This is a genomic window from Opitutaceae bacterium TAV5 (assembly GCA_000242935.3).
GTDB lineage: Bacteria > Verrucomicrobiota > Verrucomicrobiia > Opitutales > Opitutaceae > Geminisphaera.
The window spans coordinates 195,352-208,629 of sequence record CP007053.1; the positions used below are offsets into that span (position 1 = coordinate 195,352).

A 13,278-nucleotide genomic window follows, 5' to 3' on the forward strand; every position below is an offset into this window, starting at 1 on the left:
GGGCGCCGGGCTGAGACAGGGACACGATCCGTCCCCATAGCCTTCGAACCTGATGCGGTTAGCACCGCCGAAGGGAAAACGGACCCGATCACCGACCGCAGGGAAACGTATCGGGAATCGCATTACCGGAGGCAGTGTTGATCGCGAGCCAACGTCATACCGACCCACCTCCGCCACCATGCACACTGCCACCGACTCGACGGCCTCCGCCTCTTCCGACGCGCACACCACCACCGCGCTCTCTCCCTCTTCCGACGCTTCCCTCCCCCATACCCTCTTCCCGGCCTCCGCCCGCATCTACCTCCCCGGATCGCGGCCCGACATCCGCGTCCCCCTCCGCGAAATCACCCTCAGCCCCACCCGCGGCCCCGACGGCGTCGAAACGCCCAACGACCCTGTCCGCGTCTACGACACCTCCGGCGCCTGGGGCGACCCGTCCTTCCACGCCGACCCCACCCGCGGCCTCCCTCCGATCCGCGCCGCCTGGATCGCCGAACGGGGCGACACCGAACAGATCGACGGCCGCACCGTGCAACCGATCGACGACGGTTACCTTTCCGACAAACATCGCGCCCTCGCCGAAAAAACCGGCGCCCGCACCGCCCTCAAGACCTTCACCGCCACGCGTCCCGTCCTTCGCGCCCGCCCCGGCTGCCGTCCCACCCAGCTCGCCTACGCCCGCGCCGGCATCATCACGCCCGAGATGGAGTTCGTTGCCATCCGCGAAAACACCCGCCTGCAAACCACCCGCGAGGCCCTCGCCATGAACGCCACCGGCCCGCGCAACGCCCTCCACCGCCAGCACCCCGGCGCCCCGCTCGGCGCCGCCATCCCGCGCGAGATCACCCCCGAATTTGTTCGCAGCGAAGTCGCCCGCGGCCGCGCCATCATCCCCGCCAACATCAACCACCCCGAACTCGAGCCGATGGCCATCGGCCGCAACTTCCTCGTCAAGATCAACACCAACATCGGCAACTCCGCCGTCGCCTCGTCCATCGACGAGGAGGTGGAGAAAATGCGCTGGTCCGTCAAATGGGGCGGCGATACCCTGATGGACCTTTCCACCGGAAAAAACATCCACCAGACCCGCGAGTGGATCCTGCGCAACTGCCCCGTCCCTGTCGGCACCGTGCCGATCTACCAGGCCCTCGAGAAAGTCAACGGACGCCCCGAAGAACTCACCTGGGAAATCTACCGCGACACCCTCATCGAGCAGGCCGAGCAAGGCGTCGACTATTTCACCATCCACGCCGGCGTCCTCCTCCGCTACATCCCGCTCACCGCCCGCCGCATGACCGGCATCGTCTCGCGCGGCGGCTCCATCATGGCCAAGTGGTGCCTCGCCCATCACAAGGAAAACTTCCTCTACACCCGTTGGGATGACATCTGCGACATCTGCGCCGCCTATGACGTCTCCTTCTCCATCGGCGACGGACTCCGCCCCGGCTCCATCGCCGACGCCAACGACGAAGCCCAGTTCGGCGAACTCAGGACCCAGGGCGAACTCAACCGCCGCGCCTGGGCTCGCGGCGTGCAGGTCATGAACGAAGGTCCCGGCCACGTTCCCCTGCACATGATCCAGGAAAACATGGAGAAACAGCTCGAGTGGTGCGACGAAGCTCCCTTCTACACGCTCGGCCCGCTCACCACCGACATCGCTCCCGGCTACGACCACATCACCAGCGCCATCGGCGCCGCCAACATCGGCTGGTACGGCACCGCCATGCTCTGCTACGTGACGCCCAAGGAACACCTCGGCCTCCCGGACCGCGACGATGTCCGCGCCGGCGTCATCGCCTACAAGATCGCCGCCCACGCCGCCGACCTCGCCAAGGGCCATCCCGCCGCCCAATACCGCGACAACGCCCTCAGCAAGGCCCGCTTCGAATTCCGCTGGGAAGACCAGTTCAACCTCTCCCTCGATCCCGAACGCGCCCGCGAATATCACGACGCCACCCTCCCGCAGGAAAGTGCCAAGACCGCCCATTTCTGTTCCATGTGCGGCCCGCACTTTTGTTCGATGAAAATCACCGACGACATCCGCCGCTACGCCGAGGAAAAAGGCCTCGCCACCACGGAGGCCATCGAAGCCGGCCTCCGCGAAAAATCCGCCGAGTTTGTCCAGACCGGCGCCGAAATCTACACCGCCGCGCCCGCGGAAACCCTGAACGCCAAACCCTGAACGCCAAACCCTTCTGCCATGACCATCCTTCTCAACGACCAGCCGCATGCCGCCGCCGACGCCGCCACGCTGGCCGCCCTCCTCGCCGAGCGCGGCCAGGCCGACCGCAAAGGCATCGCGGTGGCGGTCAACGACACCGTCATCCCGCGCGCCGCCTGGCCGGCACACACCCTCCGCGACAACGACCGCGTCCTCATCATCCAGGCCACGCAAGGCGGCTGACGGAGCGGCCGGCGTCCCCGCCGCCGGACGCGGCTCCGCCGCGCCCTCCTGCATGCAATGACCCACCCATCTGCCACGCCCTTCCGCCTCGTCGCCCTTTCTCCCGAAGACGACCATCCGCACGAACTCGCCACGCTCCCCGCGCTCTTCGCCGCCGGCCTCACCCGCTACCACCTCCGCAAACCCGGCTGGACCCGCGCCCGCCTTGCCGCCCACCTCGACGCCATCCCCGCCGAGTACCACCCCCACCTCGTCCTCCATACTCACCACGACCTCGCCGCCGACTACGCCATCGGCGGCCTCCACGACCGCCAAAGTGGCGCGGGCGTCCCGCCCGCAATCCGGAGGCTAGAAGGCAGAAGCCAGAGGCCAGACAACCGGCAGGCGAAACCTGTCTTCTATCCTCTGGTCTCTGGCCTCTGTTCTGCGGGCGTCCCGCCCGCCTCCGGGTGGCATGGGCTTCCAGCCCATGACGTACCACGGGCTTCCAGCCCGTGTGACGACGCTCCGCGTCGCTCCCCTTCCCCCCCCGCCCGCCTTCTCCGTTCCCGCCCTCTCCATACCCTCGCCGAACTCCGCGCCACCCTCACCCCGTATCCACCCGCTTACGACACGCTCTTTCTCTCCCCTATTTTCCCCTCCCTCTCCAAACCCGGCCACACCCCCTCACCGACCACCCTCCCGTACGCCGGCCTCTCTGCCCTCCTCCAATCCCGCCCCCGTCCGCGCCACCCCGAAGTCCTCGCCCTCGGTGGCATCACCCCCGACCGCCTCGCCACGGTCGCCGCCCTCGGTTTCGATGGCGCCGCCATCCTCGGCGCCCTCTGGCAATCCCCCGATCCCCTCGCCACGTGGCACGCCTTCCGATCTGAAATTTCAAATCTGCAATCCCGGATTATTCCTCCTCCCTTCTCTCCATCCCCGCCCCTTCCCCCCCCTTTTCTCATCGCTATCACTCACGACCACCATCCGTTCGGCGACCACCCCGCCCAAGCCCGCGCCCTCTGCGCCGCCGGAGCCAGACACATCCAGCTCCGGACAAAAGACGCCCCTCCCGACCGCTGGCTCGCGCTCGCCCGCGAAGTCACCGCCATCTGCCACGCGCACGACGCCCTCTGCATCATCAACGACAACCCCGAAATCGCCCGCGACTCCGGAGCCGACGGCGTCCACCTCGGCACGCAGGACGCCCCCTGGTCCGACGCCCGCCGCCTCCTCGGCCCCCGCACCCTCATCGGCGGCACCGTCAACAACGCCGATCACGCCCGTGCCGCCGCCACCGCCCACGCCGCCGGCGACCTCGACTACATCGGCATCGGCCCCCTCCGCCACACCACCACCAAACAGAAACTCGCCCCCGTCCTCGGCCTCGAGGGCATCCGCGATCTCTTCGCCCTCCTCCCGCCCGCACTCCCGTCTTTCGTTATCGGCGGCGTCCTCCCCGCCGACCTCCCCGCCATCCGCGCCCTCGATGCCGCCGGCGCCGCCGTCTCCGGCGCCCTGCTCAACGCCCCCGACCTCCCCGCCCGCCACCACGAATTCCTCACCGCCTGGTCCTCCCGCCCATAAGTCCCATCCCTCCCGTTCCTCCCATATCTCCCATCCCTTCCGTCCTCCCATCATGATCCCTCCACTCACCATCGCCGGCACCACCCTCCGCTCCCGCCTCTTCCTCGGCACGGGCAAATACAGCTCGCCCGCCGTCATGGCCGCCAGCCTGGCCGCCGCCGATGCCGAACTCGTCACCGTCGCCCTGCGCCGCGTCCGCACCGACTCCGTTTCCTCCGACGACATCCTCTCCCACCTCGATCGCACCCGTCACCGCCTCCTCCCCAACACCTCCGGAGTCCGCGACGCCAAGGAAGCCATCCTCGCCGCCGAACTCGCCCGCGAGGCCCTCGAAACCAACTGGCTCAAGCTCGAAATCCACCCCGATCCCAAATACCTCATGCCCGATCCGGTCGAGACGCTCACCGCCACCCGCGAACTCGTGAAACGCGGCTTCATTGTCCTCCCCTACATCCACGCCGATCCCGTCGTCTGCAAACAACTCGAGGAAGCCGGAGCCGCCGCCGTCATGCCCCTGGCCGCGCCCATCGGCAGCAACCGCGGCCTCGAGGCGAAAATCTTTCTCGAAATCATCATCGCCCAGTCGCGCATCCCCGTCGTCATCGACGCCGGCCTCGGCGCCCCCTCGCACGCCGCCGCCGCCCTCGAACTCGGCGCCGACGCCGTCCTCGTCAACACGGCCATCGCTGCCGCTCCCGATCCCGTCGCCATGGGCCGCGCCTTCCGCCTCGCCGTCGAAGCCGGCGCCCTCGCCCGCCATACCGGCCTCGCCTCCACCGCCACCGCCCCTGAAGCCGCCGCCACCTCTCCCCTCACCTCCTTCCTCTCCACTCCATAAGCCCCATAAGCCTCATGTGCCCCATGGGGCACATAAAAACACCACGCCACTCCCCCCTCCCTCCCATGCCAGCCACCACCACGCCCCCCTTCACCGCCCTCTGGCGCCAGCACGACTTCGCCGACACCGCAGCCCGTATCCGTTCCGCCACCACCGCCGACGTCGAGCGGGCTCTCGCCCGCGCCGCCCGCTCCACGCCCTCCAGCGCCACCGCGCTCACGCCCGACGATCTCGCCGCCCTGCTTTCACCCGCCGCCGCCCCCTTTCTCGAACACATGGCCCGCCTCGCCAACCGCGCCACCCTCGCCCGGTTCGGACGCACCATGCAGATCTTTGCGCCCTTTTACCTCACCAATGCCTGCGTCAACATCTGCACCTACTGCGGTTTCAGCGCCCAGAACAAAATCCCGAGAAAAATTCTCAACGACGCCGAAATCCTCGCCGACACCGCCGTCCTCAAACGCCTCGGTATCGATCACGTCCTCTTCGTCACCGGCGAAACCACGCGCGTCGGCCGCGCGTATTTCAGCAACGCGATCCGCCTGCTCCGTCCGCACTTCTCCAGCATCTCGATGGAAGTGCAGCCCATGACGACCGACGACTACGCGTCCCTCGCCTCCGACGGCCTCAGCGCCGTGATCGTTTTTCAGGAAACCTACGACCCGTCCACCTATGCCCGCCACCACCTGCGCGGTCCCAAGGCCGACATGGTCAACCGTCTCGAAACGCCCGACCGCCTCGGCCAGGCCGGACTCAAAAAAATCGGCCTCGGCGCCCTCTACGGCCTTTCCGACTGGCGGGCCGAAGCCTGGTTTCTCGGACAACACCTCCGCCACCTCGAACGCACGTACTGGCGCACAAAATACAGCATCTCCTTTCCCCGCCTCCGTCCCCACGCCGGCCAGGAAATCGAGGTCACCCCCTTCGACGAACGTGACCTTGTCCAGACCATTTGCGCCTTCCGTCTCTGGAGCCACGAAGTCGAGCTTGTCCTTTCCACCCGCGAAAGCCCCCGTTTCCGCGACCACGCCATCCACCTCGGCATCACCAGCATGAGCGCCGGAGCCAAAACCAACCCCGGCGGCTACTCCGCCGAGCCCGAATCCCTCGAACAGTTCGCAATCAACGACGACCGCAGCCCCGCCGAAATCGAAGCCGCCCTCCGCGCCCGGAATTACGAACCCGTCTGGAAAGACTGGGACTCCACCTACGACGGCGCTCGCCCCGCAAAAACGTCCGAACGCGAACCGGTTCACTGATGTCGTAATCGGCACGACAAAACCGGACACCCAAGCCGGCCAGCGCCTCCGGCATCTCATTCATGACTTGTCTTCCATGCCGGCATTGTGTGCCCCGGCGCAGCATGTGAACCCGCCTGCGTAGTCGTCAGGCCGGGCGCGGTCCGCACGGTGGCCTGGGAGATTCCCGGCGCCTGCATCAGAAGCGTCTCCGGGGGCAGTTTTTCGACCGATGGCGGGGCGGAGCGAATCGCCTGCCGGAGCGCATCGCGAAGCTGAAGGTGGAGCGGGATGCCGCTTTCGTGATCGAGAACGATGGCACGCAGCCCGGATTCCCCCATCCGGTGGCGGCAGATGGCAGCGTCATATCCAACGGAGTGGAGACAACCTTACACATCTCAAGCAATGCGCCGGCCTGGCGCATGCATCACCGCAACCGGAAGGAGTGTATTCTCCAATACATATTGCCTTGAAGATCATGATCACGGCCCGGATGCGGATCACTCTGTCCTGCGCTGCTGGCAGGAGAACACCTGCCAGAGGGCGGGAGCTTTCTGCTCTCCGAGACCGTCAGAGAGCTTGACCCATTGCTTGCGACCTTGCCCGTCGTTGTCATTGACGACAAGGCCGAGCCGGATGCCTCCGGAGAAAGGACCGTTGGGGCTTCCCAATGCGCGCCAGGGGAGCTGGAGCCGGTAGGTGGTGGTGGCGTCGGCTTCGTTGCGAACGACTTCCCGCGGGATGGAGGAATCAAGACGGCCGAGGGGAAGCAGGCAGTCGGCCGTCCGCGCGAAGACCCAGCCCCCGACCTCCCCGCCGTTGTCGCGGGCGAGGCCGACCTCGATATAATCCGCATCCGTATCTTTCAACTGGATGCCAACCTGAAGGCTGTCCGCATCCCAAAGCCGGCCGCGGAGGTCGGTCTGGTGGTGGACGTCGTCGCGGGCGACGACCTCGATGAAGAGAGAATCGTCGTCGGTGGCGATGCGAACGACCGCGCTCAGGTCGTCGGGACCGTGCCAATGCATGGCGGGAAGGGGCTCGGCAGAGTAGAGATTATGGATGTTGTCGCGATGATCCAGCGTGGCGACGGACGGGAGACCGGCGAGGGTCTTCCAGGGAGTATCAGATCGGGGAAGCTGCGGAACGAGCCTGGCAAGAGTGACCGGAATGCGGGCCGGCAAGTCGAGCCCCGCTTCGGCTATCGAAAGGCGAAGGTCGATGCGCACCGCCGCTTCCGGGAGGGTTGATTCAGACGTATCGGGCAGCGAGCGGAGGAGCACAGTGAGCTGGACGCGACCGGAAGGCGGGAGAAGGAATTGCTCCGATTGAGGTTGGAGGGTAATCCGGGAGTCATTGGTGGAAAGGGCGAGCGCGGCGGTCGCCGGTCGGTCGAGAGGATTGTTGACGGCGAGGATGAGCGGCGTGTCTTCGCCTGGCACGAGCACTACGAGAGGAGGTGTTTCGAGAAGCGGCTTCAGGGCAAGCTGAGGCTCGTGGCCTGAGGAAGACTGAAGGCGGATATAAACCGGTTCCCCGGAAAGGGAAAAGACGGCGCCGTTGCGGGCAAGGGATGCCGGCACAGGATTCCCCATGATATCAACAATACCGCGAACGGATGTTTCCGACCCGACTCCGATCCATACGGGAGCCTGCCGGGCGGCGCCCTCCTGCCAAAGGACAAGGGTATGCTGAACGGATGCCTTTCTCTCGGGAAATTCATAGAGGTGAGCCCAGGTCCCGGGAGGCAGGCTTCCCCCGGACATCGAACGCAGATAGCGAGCGTCGCCAAGTTCCCGAACAAGGTTCTGGTAAGCGGACCAGGCGGGCTTGGGATCGCCGCCGTGGCGGGTTAATCCGAAATGGTGTTCCGAGTTCCTGGGATCGGTGCCATCGTCATGGAGATTGTACCAGAAATAGGCGGTGATACCGCGGGCGGGAGCAGTGGCGATTTTCTTGACGAGGGTGAGGGCTTGCTCGCGTTCGCCGCCGGCCAGAAGGGTGTGATAGCCACCTTCGTTGATCCAGAGGGGAACGCCTGGACGAAGGGCGGCGAGGAGGGGATCAACTCTCGCCCGGCGAGCGAGGAATTGGGAAAAGGTGTGATAATCGTGATAGGCAAGGACGTCCCAGTGGGCCTTGTCGGCGGTAGAGATGAATTCCTGGAGAAAGTCGGGGTTGGGTTGGCGGCTGCCCATAGCGAAGCCGCCGTTGAGGACGCGGGCATCGGGGGAAATTTCCCGGATGAGGGCGGAAGTCGTATCGAAAAGCCCGGTGTATTGGGCAGTCGGGGAACGCCAGAAGCTGATGTCGGGCTCATTCCAGATTTCCCAGTGGCGGGCGCGATCTCCGTAGCGCTCCACCACCGCACGGACATAGGTGTGCCAAGGCGCAAGGCGTGGCGCCACCTTGTTCCAGTCTTTCCAATCCCTGGATTCGGTATTCCCTGTGGATGCCCACCGGGGAGAATAGGCAAGGATGGGCTGGATCTCGATGCCAAGCGGCGCAAGCGCATCAATGACGCGATCTGCGGCCTGCCAGCGCCATTGACCCTCCTCAGGCTGGGTGCTTTCCCATAAGGCGAGCTCCGTGCGGAGGATGTCGACGCCCAGATGGCCGGCGAGGGCGGTCATCTTGTCGAAGAGAGGGGTATTGAGATGGCGGCGGAGATTCTGGCAGATTCCGTAGCGAAAATAGCGAGCGGCGCCACGAGTCACGGTTCCCACCGAGAAGGTGCGGACTTGGCGTTCAAGAAGAGCCCCCCCTGAATCGCGTAATTCGAAGGTCATCTCATGCCAGCCAAGAGCGGCAGGCATGTATTCGATGGCGACTACGACATTGTCGCCAGGTGGGACCGCAACAGACTGTTCTCCAGATGCCCCGGGAGAGGGAGCACCGTGTGTTTTCTCCCATGTCGAAACGGCCCAGGCCAGGCGGGCGTCAGCGAGGGGAAGAGTCGTGGATGGATTGACCACAGTCAGATGCCACTTGAGCAGCTCCCCCGGAGGATAAACCTCGGCCTGCTGACCGGTGCGAATTCTCCGGATGAAGGCGGGAGAGTCGGCTCCACGTGCATCCGGGATTTCGATACTCAGGAAAATCGAGGCGAGAGCGGCCAGCAGGGCGCAGCGATGAAGAAGGCGGACGTGGTTCACGGAGCAGAAGTGGCGGAGACTTCGATGTTATCAAGGTAGAGCACGGCGGCGCCCATGCGGTCCACCGGAGCATAGTCTGCAACCGTGGAGAAGCGGTCGATGGTCTTGGGTGATGTCTCGAGCCAGGAAATCGCATTGACGGCCTTTTTTCCGTCAATCCAGACGTCGAGGGTACGAGCACCGGGATCGAGGGTCACCTTAATGGAATGCCAAACGCCAACGGTGTAAGTACCGATGCGAATCCGGGAAGCGTCCCCCTTGTCTGCATGAAGAATGATCGCTCCGTCAGCGAGCAGAAGGGCCGCTGTCGAGTTTTTCCAATTACTGCCGAGAAAGTGGATCGCGAGGAAAGGTTTTTCCACCGGGACAAGAAAATCCCATGCAAGAGTGAGGATTCCCGACTGAGGAGCCTTGTCTTCCCAGCGGAATTGAAGGCTGGGCGCCTTGTTTTTATCGGAAGCGCTATCGTAAAAAGCGACAGCATTGAGGTGATCCTTCCCGGAGGCCGCCGATTCGGGATATTGGTCGGTGACTCCGATCCAGCCGAACTGACGCGACGGCCCTTGCCAGGGAACGATATGCGTATAACGTCCGGGAGCGATGCGTCCGGTGGGAATGCTTTCGAAGTTTTCCTTGATAAGGATTTCGCTGGCGGAAACCGCGAAAGGAAGCAGAAGGGCTGCGAGCGCGAGGAGCGTTTTGCTTGTCATTGCTTGATGGTGTGAGATGGGAACTGAATGCATGTTTCCTGGGTAAGAATGCCTTGAGTGAAGGGCTTCAACTTTCAACCAGGGCACCAATCTCATGTGAATGAGATCCGAGTGGTCTGCCGCCTTGAGGGGAACTGCACCGCGTCATTGGAGTATCAAAAGCAACAGATATGGTCTTGTTGGTTTCAAACCTTGGATTATCTGAAACGGCGAACGACGGGGATGATCAGAAGGGATCCAATCCCGACGAGGAAGGCCGTGATGGAGGGCTCGGGAACCACGGCAGTGGCGATTTGAAACCCGTTCAGGAAACCCTCTTTGTCTCCTGCTGAGTTGGTAATCTCGAAGGAAAAGATACCGTCCGGGTTTGTTTTAACAATGTTGCTTGTTCCTGCCACACCCAGACCGGTGTTTTCTGTGTATGCTGCAGCGGAACCCACCGTATAATCGATTGTAGACCAAGAAGTGGATACAGTGCCTGTCACAGTAGTGATTTCGACGCTACTGGTCTTGGCGGTGTCCAATGCATAGAAGAACACTTCGTAGGCGGTGTTGGCGTTCAACCCGGAGAAGGTAATCGTCAGGGTGGAGCTTGATGCGCCCGCTGCCTTGCTGGCGATGAAAACATCGCGATAAAGATTGATGTAGTGAAAATCGGATGAAAATCCTGTCGTATTCCGGTCTCGCACAACGATGGTACCGCTATCCGACGTTAAGGAGACAGTCACTTTCCCATTCTCTGTCACAAACGGATCAGATATTGGAAACTCTTTGGAAAATCCTGATGTGGACAGCCAATTCGTCCATCCCGACTGTCCGAACCGATTGTCGCCACTGAAATCCACGCTGATGAATGGATCTTCACTCGCATGGAGAACGCTTAGGAGAGAACCGAAAAGGGTAATCCCGACAAGATTTCTCAAGAACGAAGGGACGCGATGCGAAGCAAGATGCTGTGTTTGTGTGTTCATTGTATCTATCTGATTATATTTGGATTACAGTTAATGATAAAATAAATCATAGAGGTTTGAGGTGTTGGTCTTTGGTTTTCATGAGGTAGTAATTGAGGCCGTTGAGGGGCAGAGACTCGACGTGGCCGTCCAGAAACAAAACATTGTCCTTTTCTCCCTGATGCCATTGGCCGAGACGGTTTTTGTAAATATAATCGGAATTTATGATGTATGTCCCTGCGCCGGATTTCCCCCACTCGCCCGTTGCGGGATCACGAGTCGCACGATCCATGACCAGCATCGTGAGACCAGGCATTTGAAATTGTTCCATTCTCCGGGCGATCTTCTTGGCACTACTATCGGATGCGTTGAAGATATTCATTCCATAGGAAACCATGATGGGACCGTTGGTCTGACTAATGTCCCACTCAGGTTTTCCCGGACAGCGAAAGACGCCGTCGTAATTGATGGCTTTTTGTGAAAGCGTGTCAGTGCTTGTTGCCGTGCGTTTTTCCAGGTAAGGCTGAAGCTTGGACATCCAGTAATTATTATACCATGGAGCTAAATCCTCATCCGGGATCGGCAGTGTCTTATGTTCAGCCACATGGTTTTGCATGGCGATAGCTATCTGCCGAAGGTTGCTGACGCATGTGGCTCCGCGGGCCACCTTCCGCACTGTCGCCATAGTGGGTATCAATATGGCCCCGAGGATTCCAATAATTACGATAACGGTAAGCAGTTCGACAAGAGTAAACGCACCGGCATTATACGTACGCCTGCCCAACAGGATATTGGAAACGCCAGAATTCAGCAGAGGAGAGCCGGACGACCGCGACTTGACTGCTCTCCCATATATAACATCAAATAATCGAACAGGGAGCTTCTTCTCGAAATCGACACGGTAATTACGATCAGGGGATTCAGGGTATGATTGCATGGACTTTGATGATTAACGGGTTAGGGTAAGAAGGACGGCATGCGACATTTGACTCTCAAGTCATTGAATATTGACCGCGCCGACCGACTGCCTCTCCACGATGTTGCCGCGAACGAGGCGAACAGAGGTATCCTGACGGTGGGCGGGATTCTCGATGAGGTGAAACAGGTCGAAGGCGGCGGCCTTCGATTGGGCGGCGAAACTCACGTCATAGCTGGTGAGCATCGGATCGAGCACGGTGCAAAGCGGCTCCATATTATCAAAACCCACCACGCTCACGTCCTGCGGAACGCGCAACCCGTGCCGGGCGAGAGCACGATACAGGCCATGCGCCATCCAATCGTTGGCGGTCACGATGGCGGTGGGACGCTGCCTGGCCGGACGGCTGAACAATTGTGCCACCTCATTCTCAAGATTGGGCGGGGTTGCCTCTGGAGCCGCCAGCCCATTTTTAGAATCTCCATTCTCCGCCCGGCGCATGATGACGAGGGACGGATCGTAGGCTTCCTTTTGGCGCAAATAGCCCTCCACTCCCTGCTCCCGCGTGATGAACTGGGGATGCGTGGCGTTGGTGCAGACAAATCCGATGCGGCGATGTCCGCGCTGCCACAAATAATCGGCCACAAGCCAGCCCGAACCATGGCTGTCAGGGGCCACTTGGGGGAAAGCCACGCCGGGAGCGTTCATGCCAATGAACACGACAGGAAGGTCGGCCGGGAGTTTTTTGACAAAAGCCGGGACGGACTGCGTGGATTTGACGAGCAGTCCGTCGATTTTTTGCTCCGCCACGCAACGCGGCAATTCGTTGTCGTCGGCGGAAAGTTCGATCAGCGCGTGCAGTCCGTTCTGCTGGCAGGCCTGCTCCACCCCGACGGTGTAGGCGGCGAACAGCGGATGGTTCGTCCATGCCTGCCCTGCTCCTGCGAATACCATGCCGATGTTGCCCGTGCGGTCCCCGGCGCCGAGCTTGCGCGCCATGAGGGGCTTGGGGGCGGGGAGGTGTTTTTTGTAACCGAGCTTCGAGATCGCGCGCTGCACCGAGTCCAGGTTGTCGGGGCTGATGTTGGTCGCGCCGTTCAACACGCGGCTCACCGTGCCGACGGAGACTCCGGCGTGACGGGCGATATCTGTGACAGTGGCTGTGGCTGTTGAACGACTCATTGAATTTTTATTGAATATTTCAAAATCGTTCAACGGACGGTTTGTCAACCCCCGTTTGAGCAAATTTGTCCACAATGTGGCCTTCGGATGCCGCAGGGCCTCTGATGATGGCAGGGAGCATCGCCACGATCCCCTCCTCCCGATGGCCTGTTTAGCCAATCGCTATTCGAATCCGGATCGGCGGATTTCCCGCCATGGCGCAACATGGTTACCCCTCAGAATCGGAACCGCTGCGGGAAACTACCGAAGCGTAAACAAGCACGCGTATCACCGATTCCATGCCAAAACATAACGCGAACCTGGCCTGCCTCCGGTT

11 protein-coding genes are annotated in these 13,278 nt (G+C 62.1%); 5 read left to right on the forward strand and 6 right to left on the reverse strand.

The window, feature by feature from the left end; translation table 11 throughout:
• The first annotated feature begins 178 nt into the window (after positions 1-178).
• The 5 genes from OPIT5_01375 (at position 179) to thiH (ending at position 6,070) form a co-directional block, all read left to right on the forward strand.
• Positions 179-2,182, forward strand: a complete 2,004-nt coding sequence (locus OPIT5_01375; protein ID AHF89113.1) for a phosphomethylpyrimidine synthase ThiC — start codon at positions 179-181, stop codon at positions 2,180-2,182.
• An 18-nt stretch (positions 2,183-2,200) separates the two neighbouring features.
• Positions 2,201-2,404 (forward strand): thiamine biosynthesis protein ThiS, encoded by a 204-nt coding sequence (locus tag OPIT5_01380; GenBank protein ID AHF89114.1) that lies wholly within the window; start codon positions 2,201-2,203, stop codon positions 2,402-2,404.
• Positions 2,405-3,355: 951 nt separating this feature from the next.
• Positions 3,356-3,973, forward strand: a complete 618-nt coding sequence (locus OPIT5_01385; protein ID AHF89115.1) for a thiamine-phosphate pyrophosphorylase — start codon at positions 3,356-3,358, stop codon at positions 3,971-3,973.
• A 52-nt stretch (positions 3,974-4,025) separates the two neighbouring features.
• Positions 4,026-4,811, forward strand: a complete 786-nt coding sequence (locus tag OPIT5_01390; protein AHF89116.1) for a thiazole synthase — start codon at positions 4,026-4,028, stop codon at positions 4,809-4,811.
• A gap of 14 nt (positions 4,812-4,825) precedes the next feature.
• Entirely contained in the window at positions 4,826-6,070 is a 1,245-nt protein-coding gene (gene thiH / locus OPIT5_01395; GenBank protein ID AHF89117.1) for a thiamine biosynthesis protein ThiH, read from the forward strand.
• Between the two features lie 56 nt (positions 6,071-6,126).
• Here thiH and OPIT5_01400 read toward each other — a convergent pair whose 3' ends face one another.
• The 6 genes from OPIT5_01400 to OPIT5_01425 all read right to left on the reverse strand — a co-directional run bounded on the left by OPIT5_01400 (position 6,127) and on the right by OPIT5_01425 (position 12,962).
• Entirely contained in the window at positions 6,127-6,390 is a 264-nt protein-coding gene (locus OPIT5_01400; protein AHF93956.1) for a hypothetical protein, read from the reverse strand.
• A 159-nt stretch (positions 6,391-6,549) separates the two neighbouring features.
• Positions 6,550-9,204, reverse strand: coding sequence for a glycoside hydrolase family 10 (locus tag OPIT5_01405; GenBank protein ID AHF89118.1), 2,655 nt, complete (start codon positions 9,202-9,204; stop codon positions 6,550-6,552).
• Positions 9,201-9,914: a hypothetical protein gene (locus tag OPIT5_01410; GenBank protein ID AHF89119.1), complete on the reverse strand. Its 714-nt coding sequence runs from the start codon at positions 9,912-9,914 to the stop codon at positions 9,201-9,203. Before OPIT5_01410 ends, OPIT5_01405 begins: the two co-directional genes overlap by 4 nt.
• 197 nt (positions 9,915-10,111) lie before the next feature.
• Positions 10,112-10,660 carry a hypothetical protein gene (locus OPIT5_01415; protein ID AHF93957.1) on the reverse strand — a complete coding sequence of 183 codons (549 nt, stop codon included), beginning with the start codon at positions 10,658-10,660 and terminating at the stop codon, positions 10,112-10,114.
• A gap of 271 nt (positions 10,661-10,931) precedes the next feature.
• Positions 10,932-11,648, reverse strand: a complete 717-nt coding sequence (locus OPIT5_01420; protein AHF89120.1) for a hypothetical protein — start codon at positions 11,646-11,648, stop codon at positions 10,932-10,934.
• A 213-nt stretch (positions 11,649-11,861) separates the two neighbouring features.
• Complete coding sequence (locus OPIT5_01425; GenBank protein ID AHF89121.1) at positions 11,862-12,962, reverse strand: alanine racemase; 1,101 nt, start codon at positions 12,960-12,962, stop codon at positions 11,862-11,864.
• Positions 12,963-13,278 lie beyond the last annotated feature (316 nt).

Coding starts and splice junctions, on each gene's coding strand:
- OPIT5_01410 (AHF89119.1), bottom strand. CDS start 9,914: ATGACAAGCAAAACGCTCCTCGCGCTCGCAGCCCTTCTGCTTCCTTTC.
- thiH (AHF89117.1), top strand. CDS start 4,826: ATGTGCCCCATGGGGCACATAAAAACACCACGCCACTCCCCCCTCCCT.
- OPIT5_01390 (AHF89116.1), top strand. CDS start 4,026: ATGATCCCTCCACTCACCATCGCCGGCACCACCCTCCGCTCCCGCCTC.
- OPIT5_01425 (AHF89121.1), bottom strand. CDS start 12,962: ATGAGTCGTTCAACAGCCACAGCCACTGTCACAGATATCGCCCGTCAC.
- OPIT5_01380 (AHF89114.1), top strand. CDS start 2,201: ATGACCATCCTTCTCAACGACCAGCCGCATGCCGCCGCCGACGCCGCC.
- OPIT5_01400 (AHF93956.1), bottom strand. CDS start 6,390: ATGGGGGAATCCGGGCTGCGTGCCATCGTTCTCGATCACGAAAGCGGC.
- OPIT5_01375 (AHF89113.1), top strand. CDS start 179: ATGCACACTGCCACCGACTCGACGGCCTCCGCCTCTTCCGACGCGCAC.